The 21,878-nt window shown below is 42.6% G+C and carries 2 protein-coding genes and 1 pseudogene; 2 read left to right on the top strand and 1 reads right to left on the bottom strand.

The window, feature by feature from the left end:
* Nucleotides 1–107 precede the first annotated feature (107 nt).
* Nucleotides 108–17,336 carry a Calx-beta domain-containing protein gene (locus AA650_RS27415; protein WP_053537478.1) on the top strand — a complete coding sequence of 5,743 codons (17,229 nt, stop codon included), beginning with the start codon at nt 108–110 and terminating at the stop codon, nt 17,334–17,336.
* 128 nt (nt 17,337–17,464) lie between these two features.
* Here AA650_RS27415 and AA650_RS00085 read toward each other — a convergent pair.
* Nucleotides 17,465–17,731: pseudogene (locus tag AA650_RS00085) on the bottom strand (transposase); the annotation flags it as partial.
* 585 nt (nt 17,732–18,316) lie between these two features.
* On the opposite strand from AA650_RS00085, the gene AA650_RS00080 reads away from it, so the two are divergent.
* Nucleotides 18,317–21,709 (top strand): phycobilisome rod-core linker polypeptide, encoded by a 3,393-nt coding sequence (locus AA650_RS00080; protein ID WP_053537476.1) that lies wholly within the window; start codon nt 18,317–18,319, stop codon nt 21,707–21,709.
* Nucleotides 21,710–21,878 lie beyond the last annotated feature (169 nt).

Here is a 21,878-nt window from a genome sequence, read left to right as displayed (position 1 = left end):
AACAATTATTAATTTGTTCAAAGTAACACTTGCTTGTATTTACGCTTTAGTGTATTGTCAATTACAGGTAATCTGACAATATCTACACCAAGCACCCAGTTAAACCGATGATCCTAATCAAATCCTCTGAAACACTGAACTTGAATGGGCTAACCCATAATGATCTATTAGGTGTTGTGCAAATAGCAATTCGAGATACTGAGGAACAGCTTCAGAAGTTTACTCAAAGACCGGATTTTCGTGAAAAGATGATACTGGCCTTTGGTAGATTACCAGCAGGTTTACAGGGTGCTTGGGCAAATGGGGTGAGGAATGTGGGATTTAAGACAAAAGAAGATTCAGGAATAGTTGTCTTTATTGATCCATCTGTTTCCGATTATCAAACTCTACAGGCGGGAGTTGCAGAGGGGGTAGAAGCGATCGCTCTTAACCCAAATCAAGACGGTATCAAACAAATCACCGCATTTTTACGACAGCATCCCGAAATTACCACTATTCATATCGTTTCTCACGGTGCGCCCGGATGTTTATATTTAGGAAATAGTCAACTTAATTTAGATAATATCAGTAAATATGCTGATTTATTACAGCATTGGCAAAGCAATAGCATTTTATTTTATGGGTGTAATGTGGCTGCTGGAGATGTTGGGGAAGAATTTATTCGTAAGTTACATCAGATTACAAAAGCAAATATTAGGGCATCGGCAACAAAAACAGGCAATGCAGCTTTAGGCGGAAATTGGCAGTTAGAGGTGAGTTTTCCCGTTACAGATGACAGAAAATCCGTAGTTTTAGCTTTTTGCCCGGATGTATTAGCAGCATACAGTGGCATCTTAGCAGTTGATGAGCCATACTTAGTTACAGATATCAATGCAACCATCTATAGTTCTAATACCATCAGTTTGATCAATGATATCCTGACTGGAAATGAAGGAAATGATACCCTAAGTGGAAGAGAAGGAAATGATGCTCTTTCAGGGTTAGGGGGGAATGATTACCTTTTTGGTGAAGCAGGTAACGATACCCTCAATGGGGGAGACGGAGACGACTATTTAGCTCCAGGAACAGGTGCAGATAGTATTGATGGGGGAAATGGCAGCGACTATCTAGACATTGACAACGGTAACGACACAGCCGACACCACCATTATCTATACCAATATCAACAACGGCAGTATCACGGGTGGGTCAAATAACGGCACAGTCTTCCAAGGAATAGAAAGAACTCGACTCAAAACAGGTTCAGGGAACGATAATATCAACGTTTCGGCTACAGATAATTACGATGGCCATTGGAAAAATCAAATTTATGCGGGTGCAGGCAATGATACGGTCATTGGTAGTGCAACGGGATGGAACCAACTGTTTGGAGAAGCCGGAGATGACAGTCTACAAGGAGGTGATACCAATCGAGATGACCTCTATGGTGGGGACGGTAATGATGCTCTTTCAGGGTTAGGGGGGAATGATAACCTTTATGGTGAAGCGGGTAATGATAACTTAAATGGGGGAGACGGAGACGACTATTTAGCTCCAGGAACAGGTGCAGATAGTATTGATGGGGGAAATGGCAGCGACTATCTAGACATTGACAACGGTAACGACACAGCCAACACCACCATTATCTATACCAATGTCAACAATGGCACTATCACAGGTGGGTCAAATAACGGCACAGTTTTCCAAGGAATAGAAAGAACTCGACTCAGAACAGGTTCAGGGAACGATAATATCAACGTTTCGGCTACAGATAATTACGATGGCTATTGGAAAAATGAAATCTATGCGGGTGCAGGCAATGATACGGTCATTGGTAGTGCAACGGGATATAACCAAATGTATGGAGAAGCAGGAGATGACAGTCTACAAGGGGGTGATACCAATCGAGATGACCTCTATGGGGGTACAGGTAATGATGCTCTCTCAGGGTTAGGGGGGAATGATCTACTTTTCGGTGAAGCAGGTAATGATACCTTAAATGGAGGAGACGGAGACGACTATTTAGCTCCAGGAACAGGTGCAGATAGTATTGATGGGGGAAATGGCAGCGACTATCTAGAGATTGACAACGGTAACGACACAGCCGACACCACCATTATCTATACCAATATCAACAACGGCAGTATCACGGGTGGGTCAAATAACGGCACAGTCTTCCAAGGAATAGAAAGAACTCGACTCAAAACAGGTTCAGGGAACGATAATATCAACGTTTCGGCTACAGATAATTATGATGGCCATTGGAAAAATCAAATTTATGCGGGTGCAGGCAATGATACGGTCATTGGTAGTGCAACGGGATGGAACCAACTGTTTGGAGAAGCCGGGGATGACAGTCTGCAAGGGGGTGATACCAATCGAGATGACCTCTATGGAGGAACAGGTAATGATGCTCTTTCAGGGTTAGGGGGGAATGATTACCTTTTTGGTGAAGCAGGTAATGATACCTTAAATGGAGGAGACGGAGACGACTATTTAGCTCCAGGAACAGGTGCAGATAGTATTGATGGGGGAAATGGCAGCGACTATCTAGAGATTGACAACGGTAACGACACAGCCGACACCACCATTATCTATACCAATATCAACAACGGCAGTATCACGGGTGGGTCAAATAACGGCACAGTCTTCCAAGGAATAGAAAGAACTCGACTCAAAACAGGTTCAGGGAACGATAATATCAACGTTTCGGCTACAGATAATTATGATGGCCATTGGAAAAATCAAATTTATGCGGGTGCAGGCAATGATACGGTCATTGGTAGTGCAACGGGATGGAACCAACTGTTTGGAGAAGCCGGGGATGACAGTCTGCAAGGAGGTGATACCAATCCAGATCACCTCTATGGGGGAACAGGTAATGATGCTCTCTCAGGGTTAGGGGGGAATGATAACCTCTATGGTGAAGCAGGTAATGACACCTTAAATGGGGGTGAGGGAAATGACTATTTAGCCCCAGGAACAGGTGCAGATAGTATTGATGGGGGAAATGGCAACGACTATCTAGACATAGACAACCGTAACGACACAGCCGATACCACCATTAGCTATACCAATGTCAACAATGGCAGTATCACAGGTGGGTCAAATAACGGCACAGTCTTCCAAGGAATAGAAAGAACTCGACTCAGAACAGGTTCAGGGAACGATAATATCAACGTTTCCGCTACCGATAATTACAATGACACTTGGAAAAATGAAATTTATGCGGGTGCAGGCAATGATACGGTCATTGGTAGTGCAACGGGATGGAACCAACTGTTTGGAGAAGCCGGGGATGACAGTCTGCAAGGAGGTGATACCAATCCAGATCACCTCTATGGGGGAACAGGTAATGATGCTCTCTCAGGGTTAGGGGGGAATGATAACCTCTATGGTGAAGCAGGTAATGACACCTTAAATGGGGGTGAGGGAAATGACTATTTAGCCCCAGGAACAGGTGCAGATAGTATTGATGGGGGAAATGGCAACGACTATCTAGACATAGACAACCGTAACGACACAGCCGATACCACCATTAGCTATACCAATGTCAACAATGGCAGTATCACAGGTGGGTCAAATAACGGCACAGTCTTCCAAGGAATAGAAAGAACTCGACTCAGAACAGGTTCAGGGAACGATAATATCAACGTTTCCGCTACCGATAATTACAATGACACTTGGAAAAATGAAATTTATGCGGGTGCAGGCAATGATACGGTCATTGGTAGTGCAACGGGATGGAACCAACTGTTTGGAGAAGCCGGGGATGACAGTCTGCAAGGAGGTGATACCAATCCAGATCACCTCTATGGGGGAACAGGTAATGATGCTCTCTCAGGGTTAGGAGGGAATGATAACCTCTATGGTGAAGCGGGTAATGATGCTTTAGACCCCGGACTAGGTGTTGATAATGTTGATGGAGGTGCGGATATTGACTTATTAAAAGTTGACTACTCCACCCTTAGCACCAATATAACCTCCACAACCCCTAATAATGGCGGTGGAACAATCTCCACCACTGGAAACTCTGTAAATTACGTCAATATCGAGAAATTTGACATTACAAGTGGTAGCGGTAACGATAACCTCATCGGTGGCAACCTTGAAGATACCTTAAAAGGTGGTGCAGGGGATGACACCCTCAACGGTGGTACGGGTATTGACATCCTTGAAGGGGGTATCGGCGATGATACTTACATTATTGATGAACTAGGGGACACCATCAATGAGAATGTTAGTGCAGGAATAGACATCATTCAAGCTTCTATTTCCTACAGCGTTGAAACCCTCGCTAATGTTGAAAATATCACTCTCACAGGCACAAATAACCTCAATGCGACGGGTAACACCCTTAACAATACCCTCACAGGTAACAGTGGCAATAATACCCTCACAGGTAATGCAGGGAATGATACCCTAGAAGGGGGTACTGGTAATGACTCCCTTAATGGTGGGGATGGAAGCGATCGCCTAATTGGTGTTAATACTACTGCGGCTGCTCCTGGAATCGGTGAAATTGATACATTAGAAGGGGGAACAGGAAGCGATCGCTTTATCTTAGGAGATGCGACAAAAGCCTATTATGATGATGGCAATACTAGCACTAATGGTATTAGTGATTATGCCCTGATTAAAGACTTTAATATCAATGAAGATAAGATTCAATTATTCGGGGCAAAAAGTAATTATATTCTCGCTAATTCTCCCATTGCTGGAGTGTCAGGAACAGGAATATTTATTGATAAACCAGGCACAGAACCCGATGAATTAATTGCCGTTGTTGAAGGAGTAACAGGATTAGATATTAATTCTAATTACTTTACGAATCCTAGCGTAGCTTCTGGTGGATTAGCAGCACAATATTACGATGGTTATTGGAACGATAATTTTAATTTCTTTGCTCAAAATCAACTCGTTCTCAGCCGCAATGATAGCACGATAGACTTTGCTGGTAATTCTTGGAATCTTGGCAATACTTCCCTCGCAGATTTAGACACTTTTAGTGTTCTTTGGCAGGGATATATTAATATTCCTATAACTGGAAATTACACATTTTATTTGAATAGTGATGATGCTAGTTATTTATTTTTAGATGGTGCAGCATTTTCTCCGTCTGCTAGTAATTCTACAGTTAATAATGGAGGATTACACGGCACGATAGAAATAAGTGGTACAGCATTTTTAACCGCAGGATTACATGACATTTTAATGCTCTACGGTGAGGCCAATGGAGGCGAAGTCATGAATTTTTCTTGGTCAAGTGTTGATGGCAATATTCCCAAGCAAATTGTTCCTGATAGTGCTTTATTTACTTTACAACCTGATCCAATAAGTAATCCAGGTACATTATCTTTTAATACTGCAAGTTACAGCGTTAACGAAAACGGAACAGCTAATATAACCATAAATCGTACTGGAGGAAGTGACGGCGCAGTTAGCGCAACCATTACCTATACAGGGGGTACAGCAACTGCACCATCTGACTACAATAACACCCCTATTACGGTTAGTTTTGCTAGTGGAGAAACCAGTAAAACTATCACCATTCCTATCGTTAATGATCTTCAATTTGAACCCGATGAAACTATCAATTTAACGTTAACAAATGCCACTGGTGGTGCAACATTAGGAACGCAAACAACAGCCACATTAATCATCATTAATGATGATCCTTTACGACCGGGTACAATTGCTTTTAATACGAGTAGTTATAGTGTTAATGAAAATGGTACACCAGTTACTAACATAACATTAAATCGTACAGGGGGAAGTGATGGCATAGTTAGTGTTACTTTAACCCCTAGTAATGGAACAGCAACGGCAGGAAGTGATTATAATAATTCACCTATTACGGTTAATTTTACTGATGGAGAAACCAGTCAAATTGTTAATATTCCCATCAATAATGATACGGTTTATGAACCCACAGAAACAGTCAACTTAACCCTATCAAATCCCACCAATGGGGCAATATTAGGGACACAAACAACAGCCTTTTTAAGTATCATTGATAATGATGCAGTGCCTGGTGTTTTATCCTTCAGCAATGCCACTTATGATATTAATGAAAATGGCACACCTGTCACTCAAGTTACTATTAACCGCACTGGGGGAAGTGATGGGGCAATTAGCGCACAAATATTATTAACAAATGGTACAGCAACATCAGGAAGTGATTATGTTGCTACACCTATTACGGTTAACTTTGCTAACGGAGAAACCAGTAAAACAGTTACTATTCCCATCATCAATGATACGGTTTTAGAAAATACAGAAACCATCAACTTAACCCTAACTAACCCGACTGGAGGAGCAACAATTAATGATGCACAAAAGAGCGCGATTGTCAACATTTTGGATGATGATTTTAAACCCACTTTAACGGTTAATATTAATTCCCAACAAGTCAACGAAGGTAACACCATTCAGGGAACAGTCACCCGTAATACAGACACGACAGCACCCTTAACAGTCACCTTAGTTAATAGTGAAAGTAGTCAAATTACTGTACCTACAACTGTTACCATTCCAGCAGGTGCAACTTCAGCAACATTTAATATTACTGCCGTTGATGATACCTTAATAGAACTGCCGAAAAACTATACAATTATTGCCTCAGCTTCTGGGTTTATTAGTGGTCAGAATACTGTAGCAGTGATAGATAATGATGGGGTGATTTTAACCTTGACCCTAGCTGCTAATAGTATCAGCGAGAATGGGGGTAAAGCGATCGCTACAGTCACCCGAAATATTATTACCAATACTCCCCTAGAAGTTCAACTTAGTAGCAGCGACACCACAGAAGCAACTGTTCCCACCAGCGTCATTATTCCTGCTAATCAAGCATCAGCAACCTTTGAAATACAAGGGGTTGATGATACCATTTTAGATGGCATACAAGCGGTTGTAGTTACCGCTAAACCTACCTATACAGGCACAAATATCACAGTAGATGCAGGACAAGCAACTGCTAATCTTAATGTTACAGATAATGAAAGTCCTAGTTTAACTCTAACCCTCGATAAAAACATTATCAGCGAGACGGGAACTGCTACCGCTACCATTACCCGAAATACCCCCACAACAGAAGCATTAACCGTTAACCTCACCAGTAGCGATACCACAGAAGCAACCACACCCCAAACCGTTACGATTCTTGCCGGAGAAACTTCTGCTACCTTTATTGTGACGGGGGTAAATGATGGGGTAAGCGATGGTAGTCAAACCGTTACCCTGACTGCAACTGCGAACGGGTTTAATAATGGTGTAAAAACCGTCGAAGTTAGTGATATTGATGTTCCTGACTTACAAATTACCAATTTAGCACCGACAACTATTCCACTTTTTACAGGAAAGCAGTCTTTCTTAACTTATAAAGTCGAAAATAAAGGCTTAACGGGTGCGACGGGAAGTTGGACGGACAAGGTTTATCTATCTACGGATAATAAATTAGATAGCGGCGATACTCTGATCACTGAAACCACCTTTACCCCCAATATTCCCTTTGATTCCTTCTATGAGCGTAATATTCCCTTCTTTGCACCGAGAACTGCGGGACAATATTATTTAATTGCCACCACAGACGCGAATAATACTGTTAATGAAGGCGCAGGGTTAGGAGAACAGAATAACACCGTCATCACTCCCATTACTGTTACCCCTGCTTATAAAGCCACCGTTTCCACTGATACGGTAATTGGGACAAATGGACAAGCGGTGACTTTGCGAGGAAGTGCGGTTAATAATGCGGATAATTCCCCTGTACCTTTTGAATTTGTCACCATTAAGATTGAAAATAACGGCACAATTCGGGAGTTAAGCGCGTTTACCGATGGTAACGGTAATTTTGTTAAGGCATTTAATCCCCTACCCACGGAAGGGGGACAATATAACATTAATGCCTATTTCCCCAGTAACCCTACTGAAGACACAGCACCAGAGGACAGTTTTAAGCTGTTGGGAATGAAGTTTAATAGCAATCAAGTCACTAATAAAATCATTGCAAATTCTCCCTTTACTGGTTCTGTGGGACTGGAAAATATCACGAATATTGGTTTAACGGGAATTACCGCGACGGTTGACAGTGTGGTGGAGGGGTGGAATGTTCAGGTTAATACTCCCTCCGTCTTGGATGGTTCGGGGAATAATACCGTTAGCTACACGATTACTGCGCCTAATGATTCTTATATTACCCAAGATACTTTTAATATCAAGCTTACCAGTGCGGAAGGCGCGACGGCGGTTTTACCTGTTAATGTCAATTTAGAGCGGATTGTCCCCCGTTTAGTCGCTTCTACTAATTTGGTGAGTAGTGGGATGTTACGGGGAGATCAGACGGTTGTTGAGTTTGAGGTGACGAATGAGGGGGGAGGAGTTGCAGAAAATATTGAGGTGTTGTTACCGAATGAACCTTGGTTAAAGTTGTCTTCTCCTGTGACAATTTCGGCATTAAATCCAGGAGAATCAACGAAAGTTACTTTATTACTGACTCCTGATGCTAATTTCCCGCTTACTTCCTATCAAGGAAATCTCTTTTTAGATGCAGAAGGTAATGATGGAGATTTATCTTTAGCCTTTGAATTTCGTGCTGTTTCTGAAGCAGTTGGGGATTTACGGGTTAATGTCGTTGATGATTATACCTTTTATGTTGAAGGCGCACCCAAGGTTCAAAATGCGAAAATCCAATTGCTCGATCCTTGGAGTCAAAATGTAGTTGCTGAAGGGATCACGGATGCCACTGGTTCAGTATTTTTTGATGATATAAGTGAGGGAACATATACATTAAAAGTAGGGGCTGATAAACACGGCGGATATACAAATTTGTATACTATTACTCCAGGTTCGTTTGGCGAAACAGAAATATTTTTACCAAGACAGACTGTTAATTATCAATGGACAGTTATTCCGACTGAGATTCAAGATGAATATAATATTACTTTAGAGTCTGTTTTTGAGACAGATGTGCCTGTTCCAGTTGTAACAATGACTCCTGGAAATATCGATCTCTCCAAACTCTCTCAACTTCCAGGAGAAGTCAATCAAATTGATTTTACTGTTACGAATCATGGATTAATTGCAGCAGAAAATGTAGAGTTGTTTTTTCCCAACAATCACTTACTCTGGGATCTAAAACCGCTAATTACAGACATAGGTGTATTACCAGCTAAGAGTTCGCTAACAATCCCTGTGATTATTACTAATCGAGGATTCCAAGGCTTTAATTTGTCTGAAGGATTGTCTCAGTCTTCAACAACAAATATTTATAGTGCTGAGATTTCAAATGTAGTAGAAGAGAATAATTCAGAATTTCAATCGAATCCATTCCAATTTTTAGGTATATCAAATTCTAATAGGCTTACATATAACACTCAATTGACTTTGTTCAATAGTGTTGAACCCCAACCAGATCCTTACTATAGTCCAGGTAGCGACCTTGGAGTATATTACGACCCAGATATATACGGTAATCCCATCGCTCCCGATTTAACGCCAACGGAGGTCTACAACCTTGAGTTTGGTGGAACTTCTCCTAATTTTCACGATGATTTTCTTTCTGAGATTGGGTACTATTTCGGTAATCAATCGAAAGAACTTTATCAACTCTACTTAGATGCAAGTCGTAGTAAACCTGCTCCGTTCAAACAATACAAAGATGGAGATCCAATAGTTGAAGGGGAATCTGGAATTTTTGGGACAGGCTTTAAATACTCAAGTCTTACTCAGAAATTCGTCAAAGGAATATTCGATATAATGCTAGATGAAATTTCCGATGAAATTATACAAGATTTAAAAGATGATTGCAAACTTAAAGAAAAGTCATGGAAGGTTGAGGATTTACTACCTGACTATTATGTAAATCCAAATCATAACGCTGATGGCAAAGATAGGAATGGAATTCCGGTTCCTGGTTTACCAGAAAATTTTTTGCATTTAAGTTACTCTGTTACTGACTTAAGTATTCCAGGTTTAATTGCTGGAGGTGTTGGGTATGGTGGAACTGGTACACTTCCTCAAGTTTTTGATAAAGATGACATTAATGGCAATGGAGATACACAAGAAATATTACAAAATCCAATGGGATCAAATCTACAACCAGACTATAGACAAGTAGTTGGTAGTATTGAACTCCGTTTGAAGAAAGGAACAGACTGTGTTTATGAGTTGGTTCCTTCTGATGATTTTAGAATTAAGGTAGCTGACACAGTTGACTTTGCTCCTGGCAATCTTTTAAGAAAAGATTTTCTAGAACAATTAGAAAAAGGTTTGTTATCTACATTTTTCTCCATCGGTAAATTAGATACATTACAGCTTTTAGAAACTAATGGAGGAGCTTTTGATGTTCCTTTTGATGTAGAATTTAAGCCAGATTATGAACTAATTTTTTCCACTTGCTGCGATATTTTAGCAGGACTTTCTTACTCTTATCCCTGCGGAACTATTGATAACTTTAAAAGAGAAATCGTTCAAATTCTAAATGCTAGTGACTGTTGCCCACCAGGAGTACCTGGTGGTAACGGTAGTGCAGGTGGTAACGGTAGTGCAGGTGGTAGTGGTAGTGGTAGTGCAGGTGGTGGTTATAGAACGCCCCCACCTGTGATAATTCCCTGTGTTCCTGAAAGTCCTCCTGCCCCAACAACAGCATTATTTGCGGAAGATGTTCAAAAGAGTGTTTGCGCTCAAGTCCGCATTACCATTGACCAAGAAGCGGTAATGACTCGTTCCGCCTTCCTCGGCGCACTAGAAATCGACAACGGCAACGCCACCAACCTCGAAAACCTCTCCGTCACCCTCCAAATCAAAGACCAAAACGGCAATATCGTTAACGATCTCTTTGGCATCACCAACCCCACCCTAAAAAACATCACCGCCGTAGATGGTACAGGTATCCTGACAGGCGATGACCCCAATACCCCCCAAAACGAAGGCTTAGGCAGTGCCGAATGGACATTCATCCCCACTAACCTCGCCGCCCCCCAAGTACCCACCACCTACAGCATCGGCGGCACACTTTCCTACACCGAAAACGGACAAGTCATAAACGTCCCCTTACTTTCCACTGGTATCACCGTACTACCCCAAGCGGAACTTTACCTCGACTACTTCCAATCCCGCAACGTCTATGGAGACGACCCCTTCACCGATGCCACCGAAGTATCCGTACCCTTCGATCTCGCCGTCTTAGTCCAAAACAAAGGTTATGGAGACGCTAAAAACCTCAATATTACTTCATCTCAGCCCAAAATCATCGAAAATGAAAAGGGCTTACTCATTGACTTTAATATCATTGGTTCTCAACTCAACGGACAAGACGTTACTCCCTCTCTCGCAGTCAACTTTGGCGACATCCAAGCAGGAGAAACCGCCGTCGCTAACTGGTTGCTCAAATCCACCCTCCAGGGTAAATTCATCGAATACAAAGCCACCTTTGAACACATTAACGGACTCGGCAACAAAGAACTCTCTCTAATCAAAGAAGTCAAAATCCACGAATTAATCCAAAAAGTTGCAGCAGACAGTGATAATCTGCCTGATTTCCTCGTTAACGACACCTTTGATGCCAAATTCTACCCCGATACCCTCTACTTCAGCAACGGCACAACCGCACCCGTTACCACCATTGACACCGCCACCGTTGACGCACCCGTTACCATATTCGACCTAGAAGCACAAATCACCGTAAACTCCCCTCTCCTCATAGGAGAGGGGTTAGGGGGTGAGGTCGGTTGGACTTATATCACCCTCGCAGATCCCGCCAATGGACAATTCCAGATCAAACAGCTATTACGTTCCGATGGTACTCTAATCAATCTAGATAACATCTGGCGCACAGATAGAACCTTCCCCGCCACTGGACGACCCGTATACGAAAATATCTTACATTTCCTCGACAAAGACAGCACGGGCAGCTACACAATCATCTACAACAGCAACGACAACGCAGCCCCCCAAGTCCGAGAAATCGTTGACGTTTCCCCCAACCCCCGCAATACAGTCGTTGATAACTTAACCGTCGTCTTTAGTGAAGCCATTCGTGCCAATACCTTTGATTATCAAGACCTAAGCTTAACCCTTGATAGTGGGGCAAATTTAATCACCAACGGGGTGACAATCAGCCAAATTGACCCGATTACCTTCCAAATCAACAACCTAACCGGCATTACGGGCAATATTGGACAATATCAACTCAGTGTTAATGCCACAGGTATCCAAGACTTAGCAGGTAACGCCGGGGCAGGTATTGTCAACGAAACTTGGACATTTACAGGCGACAGACCCGCTATTGCCTCAATTATCGGCTTTAACTCCACCTTACTTAACACTGCCGTTAATACCTTCGATGTCACCTTCACAGAAGCCATTAACCCCAGTAGCTTCGACTATACCGACATCACCCTAAGACGCAACAACGGCGAAAGCTTAGTTAACAACACCGTCACCATCACCCCAATTGATGCTACTACCTTCAGAGTCGGTAACTTTGCCCAATTTACCAACACCGAAGGCGACTATCAATTATTAGTCACCGCTAATGGCGTACAGGATACCGATGGTAACAACGGCGTAGGCGGTAAAGGCTTTAACTGGGTACTGGACAACACTATTCCCACCCTCACCAGTATTACTAACCTCACCAGTCCTCGCAATACGGCAGTTACTAGCGTAGAAATCAGTTTTTCTGAGGAAATTAACAAAGATACACTGAATTTTAATGACCTGATCTTAACCCGTGATGGTAGTGCCAATTTAATCACCAATGGTGTCACCCTAGAAAAACGCAACGAAACCACATACACCATCAAAGGATTAAGCGGATTACAAACGGATAATGGCGTTTACACCCTTACTGTTAACGGGACAGGAATTAAAGATGCAGCAGGGAATAGCGTCAGTAACTCCCTAAATCAAACCTGGATATTAGACAGCATTGCCCCCAATATTCCCACTAATATTCAAGTTACCGCTACTCCAACAGCCGAACTACAAACCGCTTCACTAGGAATTCTCAATCAATTCGGACAATTCCGAGTTAATAGCCAAAATATCACCATTACAGGCAATTTACCCGAATCTAACCTCCGGGTTTATATCACAGACCTAACCACTAACCAAGACTTAGGACAAGCTAACGTCACCGGAACGCAATTTAGTGGCAATATTCAACTCCCCTCCCCCGGTTCTCGTAACCTAGAAATTCGGGTACAAGATGCTGCCGCAAACATTTCTACTGCTACTCTTGGCGTTTTTGCTGATGTTACTCAACCCGCTATTACCCAATTCCCTAACCTTCCCACCTCAACCCTTAACCCAGTCAATACTATTGATGTTCAATTCTCTGAACAAATTAACCTCAATACCTTCGATCAGAGTGATCTTACCCTTACCCGCGACGGTGTTAACCTAACTTTACCCAATACCGTCACTGTTACCTATCTCTCCGATACAACCTATCGCATTAAGGGGTTAGATAGTTTAACTAACACTCCTGGTCTTTATAGCTTAAAAGTTGATGCTACTACCATCCAAGATAATGCGGGTAATAGTGGTGATGCAGCCAAAACCGCAACATTTACCATTGCTGCACCGCCAACCCCCGGCATTACTTTAACTCAAAGTGGTGGTAGCACCGCCGTCACCGAAGGCGGTAATACTGATAGTTATACCCTTGTTCTCAAAACTCAACCGACTGCTGATGTGACTGTTACCCTAAACGGTGGTAATCAAATTACCATTGATAAAACTACCGTCACTTTCACATCTGCTAACTGGAATACTCCCCAAACTGTTACCGTGAGTGCCGTTAACGACACTATCGCCGAAGGCAACCACACCAGTATAATTAGCCATAGTGTTAGCAGTACAGATGCTAATTACAACAATGTCACACTTCCTAATATTGCGGTCAGCATTACCGATAATGATGCCGAAATTCGCGGCATGAAATGGCATGATCTTGATGGCAATGGGCTAAAAGATGCTGGAGAAGTTGGTTTACAAGGTTGGACAATTTACCTCGATACCAACACCAACGGACAATTAGACAACGGCGAAATCTCGACTATTACTGACGCAAACGGCAATTATCAATTTACTAATCTGCGTCCTGGGATTTATACTATCGCGGAAGTGCAGCAAACAGGATGGAAGCAAACCTTCCCTGGTGTGAATATTACTACCACTAGCGCGGAAATTCCCCTTTATACGCCAACTTTAGATATTATTTCCCCCCTCGACTCAACTAACGAGGTTCAACTCAACTTTAATGCGGCTAATTATATAGTCAAGGAAGACGGCACAGCAGTCACAGAAATTTGGGTAACTCGCACAGGAAACGCCAGTAATACGGTTAGTGCCACACTTAGCTTCATTGATGGTACAGCCAAAGGGTGTGGATGTGCGGCTAGTTCCGTCAATAATGATTTCAACAATATTCCGATTACTGTCACCTTTGCTGCCAATGAAACCGGCAAACTTGTTTATGTGCAGAATGCCCTGTTAGGTAATCCTAATGCCATCAAAATCCGTAACGATGACAAAGTTGAGGGAGACGAATATTTTACAATTAAACTAACTAACCCCACAGGTGGCGCAACCATCGGTAATCAAAGCAGTGCTACTGTGACTATTGTTGATGACGATGCCTCTGCCAATACTACAGTAACGCCTCCTCTGGAAACTCCTAGCACCACAATTTCCAGTTTGGTGGATAGTCAGGCAACTTCTTTAATTAATCTGGGTAATTTCTGGGCAGATAGCCGCTTTGCTAACATCAAAGGCAACGGTTTAACTACGGTTATCATTGATACGGGTATAGACTTAAATCATCCTGTCTTTGGGACTGATGCTGATAATAACGGTATTGCTGATAAAATCGTCTATGAATACGACTTTGCCGATAATGACACAGATGCCAGTGATAAAAATAATCACGGTTCTCACATTGCCAGCATCTTTACCAGCGTTGCCCCCGATTCTAATATCATCGCTTTAAAAGTCTTTAAAGATAATGGTTCTGGCAGCTTCTCCGATTTAGAAAAAGCCCTGCAATGGGTCGCCGCCAATAGCAATACATATAATATTGCATCTGTCAACCTTTCTCTGGGAGATAGTCAAAACTGGACAACGGCCACGTCTCGTTATGGCATTGGTGATGAATTAGCAGCGATCGCTTCCCAAAATATCATTATCAGTGCTGCCGCAGGTAACAGCTTCTACCAGTATGGCAGTAATCCCGGATTGGCTTACCCGGCGATAGATCCCAATGTCATCGCCGTTAGTGCGGTTTGGGCGGATAATTCTGGCACTCAGAAAAACTTTGTTGGTGGTGCAATTGATTACACCACAACTGCTGACCAAATCGCTAGTTTCTCCCAACGTGATCCTAGCCTATTAGATGTATTTGCTCCTGGTATCTTAATTACAGGTGCTAATGCCAGTGGTGGTACTACCTCTATGGGAGGAACTAGTCAAGCAACGGCATACATGACAGGCGTGGCAACTCTCGCGCAGCAGATAGCAGAAGAAAAACTTGGTCGGAAATTGACAGTTAATGAGTTCCGCAATCTCCTGAGTACAAACAGTGTCATTATCAACGACGGTGATAACGAGAATGACAACGTTACCAATACTGGTAAAAATTATCCCCGTGTAGATTTATTGAAACTCGCAGAAGGTATTCTCAATCTCAGTGATGCAACTTCTAATCCCAATCCTGTTGATCCTGGTAACAACAATAACAATGGGGCAACTACCATATTCGACAATACCATTAACCTTGTTCATACCGTCAACCTGACAGCAGGTGAAGTCCGTACAGGAATTGATTTTGGCAACCAACAAATCATAGTTAATAATCCGCCTACAGTTACTAACCTTATCGCCCCTCAAACGGCAACTGAAGATACAGCCTTTAGTTTCACTATCCCAGAAAACACTTTTACTGATATTGACGCTGGTGATGTTCTTACTTATTCCGCAACATTAGAAAATGGTAATGCTTTACCAAGTTGGTTAACCTTCAATCCTACAACTCGCACCTTTAGCGGTACTCCCACTAATGATAATGTAGGGAATTTGAATGTTAAGGCGATCGCAATAGATAAAGCCGGAGCAAATGTTAGTGATATCTTTGTAATTACCGTTGAAAATGTCAACGATGCACCGATTCTAAATAGTGCGATCGCAGATCAAACCGCCAAACAAGGTGACGCTTTCAGTTTCCAAATTCCTACCAATACCTTCACAGATGTTGATGCTGGTGATGTTCTAACTTATTCAGCAACATTAGAAAATGGCAATGCTTTACCAAGTTGGTTAACTTTCAATCCTACAATTCGCACCTTTAGCGGTACTCCCACTAATGATCATGTAGGGAATTTGAATGTTAAGGCGATCGCTACAGATAAAGCCGGGGAAACTGTTAGTGATATCTTTGTAATTGCCGTTGAAAACATCAACGATGCACCGATTTTGAGTAATGCGATCGCCGATCAAAACGCTAAACAAGATAACCTCTTTAACTTCCAAATTCCCACCAACACTTTCAGCGATATTGATGCTGGTGATTTTCTGACTTATTCCGCAACATTAGAAAATGGCAATGCTTTACCAAGTTGGTTAACCTTTAATCCCACAACTGGCACCTTTAGCGGTACTCCCAGTAATGATAATGTTGGTAGTTTGAATGTTAAGGCGATCGCTACAGATAAAGCCGGAGCAAATGTTAGTGATATCTTTACTATTACAGTTGAAAAGGAAGCTGATATTGTGATTCCAGGTTTGGCTATTACCGATAATTCAGGCAATGCCGATGATTCTAGTATCAAATTCACAACAGAACTATCCCAGTTTCGTAAGGGCTACCAAGACAGCGATTATGTCCGCCCCAATTATGCTGATATCACCAAATACTTTGATATCAACAATACGGGGACAGGTATCCTGGTGGTTTCCGATATTCAGATTAATGTCAGCGGGGTGACTGTGAATAATCTGGATTTGTCAGGGGATAAAGACCTATTCCTGAATCCGGGTTCTAGTCAACGGGTTGAGTTGACCTATGATCCTTCAGCAGCTAAGGAAAACTTTGATCTTACTAATGGTCTGGTATTGTTTACCAACGTTCCTGATTGGTCTCAGTACGAGGTTAAATTGTCCGGTAAATCCACCTTTAACTCAGACATCAACTATGATGGCAAAGTTAATACTGGTGATTTAGGTTCACTGAACCAAGCAAAAACGAACTTTAATAAGGGAATTTTTGATGCCACTGCTGATATCAATGGTGATGGGTTGATTAATACCCTTGATGCAAGTGCCTTGACTGCTGACATCAAGCTTAAATTGTCAGTTTAAGTTCTCAGTGTCTGTTCAGTACTCCAACTAATGATCATGTAGGGAATTTGAATGTTAAAGTCATAGCTATACTCAAAACGGCTTGATTGTTTGATTCTAAAAGTAGATACAAGATACTGTCTTGAAAGTCAAGTGGTGGGAGAAAGAAAATTAGGGTCAAAAGCGGTCTGAGACTTGAGAACACCAAAAACTTGGCGTAAAAGCTTGTGCATGGCTGCACCAATGACAGACTTTTTAGATTTACCTTTAGCCAAAAGACGTTCACAGAAGGAGTGAATCAAAGGATTATAGCGACGAGCAACAATCGCAGGCATAAAAAGAGCCTGACGCAAACGGGAATTGCCAATTTTAGACAAACGAGGTTTGCCATGAACGGAAGAACCAGAAGAAAACTCTTGAGGAGTAAGCTAGTACCGCAGGGCGGAAGTCAAAAGTCAAAAGTCAAAACGAAGACAGTATAGGCTTTTTAACGATTTAGAATGGTTGGTTTATTTATGCCGTGTTGTACTAGTATGTTAATTTTGTGGGTTTTGGAGCGATTTCCTGGGAAATTATTGGTGTTACCGTAGTTTACACCGAAAGCATCTGTTCCAGGCACTTTCTCATAAAAATATGCGACATATTTTGGGCATGAAGTCTTATGGGATAAGGGATTCAGAATTAACACACTAGTTTTTAGCCTGTTTTCTTATAAATAAGTTTAAGAATTAAATTGGTGCAGAATTTGGGATAAAATCTGTGTTCAGCCAAGAAAATCCAAGTATGTATCCTCTTGAATATCAAAATTTAGATTACAGATTCGACATACTTCTTAATAAACCAACAGCGTAAACGCAAAACGTTCTAATCTAAAAATTGACCGAGTTAATTTACTGGGTTTTATAGGCGTAAAATCCATAGATACGCACAAATGTCAAGCCTTAAAATAAATAACTCAGGCTTAACACATAAACAGTTATGATAGGAGTCTTAAAAAACCCATGAGTGTTAAGGCAAGCGGTGGAAGCTCAGTTGCGCGTCCGCAACTATATCAAACCTTACCTGTCTCTACCATTTCCCAAGCGGAACAACAAGACCGCTTTTTGGGAAGAGGTGAACTAAGTGAACTTAGCAGCTATTTTGCCTCCGGTGCAAAGCGGTTAGAAATTGCCAAGATTTTGACCGACAATTCCGAAATTATCGTTTCTCGTGCGGCTAACCGGATTTTCATTGGTGGTTCACCAATGGCTTTCTTTGAAAAGCCCCAAGAACGAGAATTGGCAATGGTCGGCGCAGGTGTTAATGTCCAAGAGGGCATGAAACTAGGAACAGTCACCTACGTTGAAAGTAGTGGTGGTTTCTTTGAAAACCTCCGTTCTATCTTCAATACTTCTGCTGGTGGACCAACACCTCCAGGCTTTAGACCTATTAACGTTGCTCGTTATGGTCCTAGCAACATGGCCAAGAGTTTACGGGACTTGTCCTGGTTCTTACGCTATGCCACCTACGCCATTGTCGCTGGCGACCCCAATATCATTTCTGTGAATACCAGAGGTTTGCGGGAAATTATTGAAAATGCTTGTTCTGGGGAAGCAACCATCGTTGCTTTGCAGGAAATTAAAGCAGCGTCCCTGTCTTATTTCCGTAAAGATGCCGCAGCTACAGAAATTGTGACTCAGTACATGGATGTGTTGCTGACGGAATTTAAAGCACCAACACCTTCTACTAAAGTTCGTCAACGTCCTTCCGGCGACCAACAAGGGTTACAACTGCCACAAATTTACGCTGTTGCCGCAGAACGTCGTCCCAAGTACGTCATGAAGCCCGGTTTGTCTTCTAGCGAGAAGACTGAAATTATCAAAGCTGCTTATCGTCAAGTATTTGAGCGCGATATTACCCGTGCTTATAGCTTGTCTATTTCTGACTTAGAATCTAAAGTTAAAAATTGCGAGATCTCCATGCGGGAGTTTATTCGCCGTTTAGCTAAATCCCCCCTTTACCAAAAACAGTTTTATCAGCCTTTTATTAATAGCCGGGTGATTGAATTGGCTTTCCGTCACATTTTAGGACGGGGTCCAAGTAGCCGGGAAGAAGTGCAAAAATACTTTGCCATTGTCTCACTCAAAGGTTTAGCAGGTTTAGTTGATGCTTTGGTAGATTCTACCGAATACAGTGATTACTTTGGTGAAGAAACAGTTCCCTACATTCGGGGTCTGGGTCAAGAAGCCCAAGAATGTCGTAACTGGGGACAACAGCAAGACCTGTTTAAATACAGTGCGCCTTTCCGGAAAGTTCCTCAGTTTATTACAACTTTTGCTGCTTACGAACAACCATTACCTGACCAACATCCCTACGGTTCTGGTAATGACCCCTTGGAAATCCAATTTGGGGCGATTTTCCCGAAAGAAACCCGCAACCCCAGCAGCAGCCCTGCACCATTTAGTAAGGATACCCGTCGGATCTTGATTCACCAAGGACCTGGTATCAATAACCAACTCAGTAATCCTGGTGCGCGTGGTGTTGCTCCTGGTACTTTGGGTGCTAAGGTGTTCAAGTTAGACCAGTTACCTGGAACTATTGGTAAAAAAGCTGCCAAGGGTGCAAGTGTTAAGTTCTCCGAAAGTTCTACCCAAGCGGTAATTAAGGCTTGTTACCTGCAAGTTTTCGGTCGTGATGTTTACGAAGGTCAACGTCTGAAGGTTGCAGAAATTAAGCTGGAAAACGGCGATATCACCGTCCGCGAGTTTGTGCGGATGTTGGCGAAGTCGGATTTATTCCGCAAGATGTACTGGACTTCTCTCTATGTCTGTAAAGCGATTGAATATATTCACCGTCGCTTGTTAGGTCGTCCTACCTACGGTCGGGAAGAAAACAACAAGTATTTTGACATTGCTGCTAAGAAGGGCTTTTATGCGGTCGTTGATGCCATTCTTGACAGTGACGAATACAGCCAAGCATTTAATGAAGATACAGTTCCTTACGAGCGTTATCTAACTCCTGCGGGTGTGTCTTTACGTCAATTACGTGTGGGGACTATCCGCGAAGATTTGGCGAATGTTGAGAAACAAGAAACTCCTCGCTTTGTGGAATTGGGTGCAGTCACAGAAATGCGGACTGAACCAGATATTGATTTCCGCATTAACCAAGGTGTTACTAAGCAACGTGAGCAAACCAAAGTCTTTAAACTGACAGCAGTTAAAAATGACAAGGTTGCGGCGGAAATTGTGATTAGCGGTGCTTATCGGCAGATTTTCGAGCGCGATATTGCTCCTTACATCTCTAAGAACGAGTTTACAGTTCTAGAAAGTAAGTTGGTGAACGGTGAAATCAGCGTTAAGGAATTTATTCAAGGTTTGGGTTACTCTAGCCTGTATCAGAAAGAGTTCTACACCCCTTACCCCAATACAAAAGTAATTGAGTTGGGAACTAAGCATTTCTTGGGTCGCGCTCCTATTGACCAAGCAGAAATTCGTAAATACAACCAAATTTTAGCTACTCAAGGGATTCGGGCCTTTATTAGCGCGATGGTTGAAAGTGCTGAATATGGTCAGGTGTTTGGTGAAGATACCGTTCCTTTCCGTCGCTTCCCCACTTTACCTGCGGCTAATTTCCCCAATACTGAGAAGCTTTACAACCAGTTAACCAAGCAAAATGATGATTTGGTTGTTCCTAGTTTTGAAACTGTGAAGCCACGGATTAAAACTGAGAATACGCCAATTCTAGCGAAGGCGATCGCAGATTTAGCAGCCCAAGCCAAGAAAATGGACAAGACAAAACCCTTGTTTATTGAGTTGGGTCGTTCTTTCAACGATGGTCGTGGTCAATCTGTAGAAGTTGGTGTCGGTACAAGCCGTCGCAAACCAGCCCGGATTTACCGTGCTACCACTGGCACAAATTCCCCAGAAACCAATCAGGTCATCAATGCTATCTATATCCAAGTTATGGACGTATTTAGCGGTCAAGTACCTGCTTATTTCCGCCGTTCTGACTTAGACAGCAAATTGCGTAACGGCGAAATTACCGTGCGGGAATTTGTTCTCGAACTAGCCAGTTCCGAAATCTATCGCAAACGGTTCTACACCCCCTATCCCAACACCAAGGTAATTGAATTCCTATTCCGTCACCTCTTGGGACGCGCACCCGCTACTCAGGGCGAAATCCGTCAATATAACAAACTATTGGCTGATAGCGGTTTACGGGCAGCAGTAGAGGCAATTGTTAACAGTCCTGAGTATGCTCGTTACTTTGGTGAAGACGTTGTTCCCTACAAACGCTATCCATCTTTACCAGCAGGTAACTATTTAGGCAGTGTTCAAGCTGAAGCTGACCTAGTGAAGCAATCCTGGTCTAGCTTATCTCCTTCTGTTTTAACAGGTGGTCTTCCTAATAGATAGGTGACAGGTGACAGGTGACAGGAAGAAGGCAAGAGGCAAGAGGCAAGAGGCAAGAGGCAAGAGACAAGAGACAAGAGGCAAGAGGCAAGAGGCAAGAGGCAAGAGGCAAGAGGCAAGAGGCAAGAGACAAGAGGCAAGAGGCAAGAGGCAAGAGGCAAGAGATAATTCT

Origin of the sequence: Anabaena sp. WA102, from assembly GCF_001277295.1 — a bacterium.
Lineage (GTDB): Bacteria > Cyanobacteriota > Cyanobacteriia > Cyanobacteriales > Nostocaceae > Dolichospermum > Dolichospermum heterosporum.
Note: the sequence above shows the minus strand (reverse complement) of the source record. Positions and strands in the feature narration are given on the sequence as shown.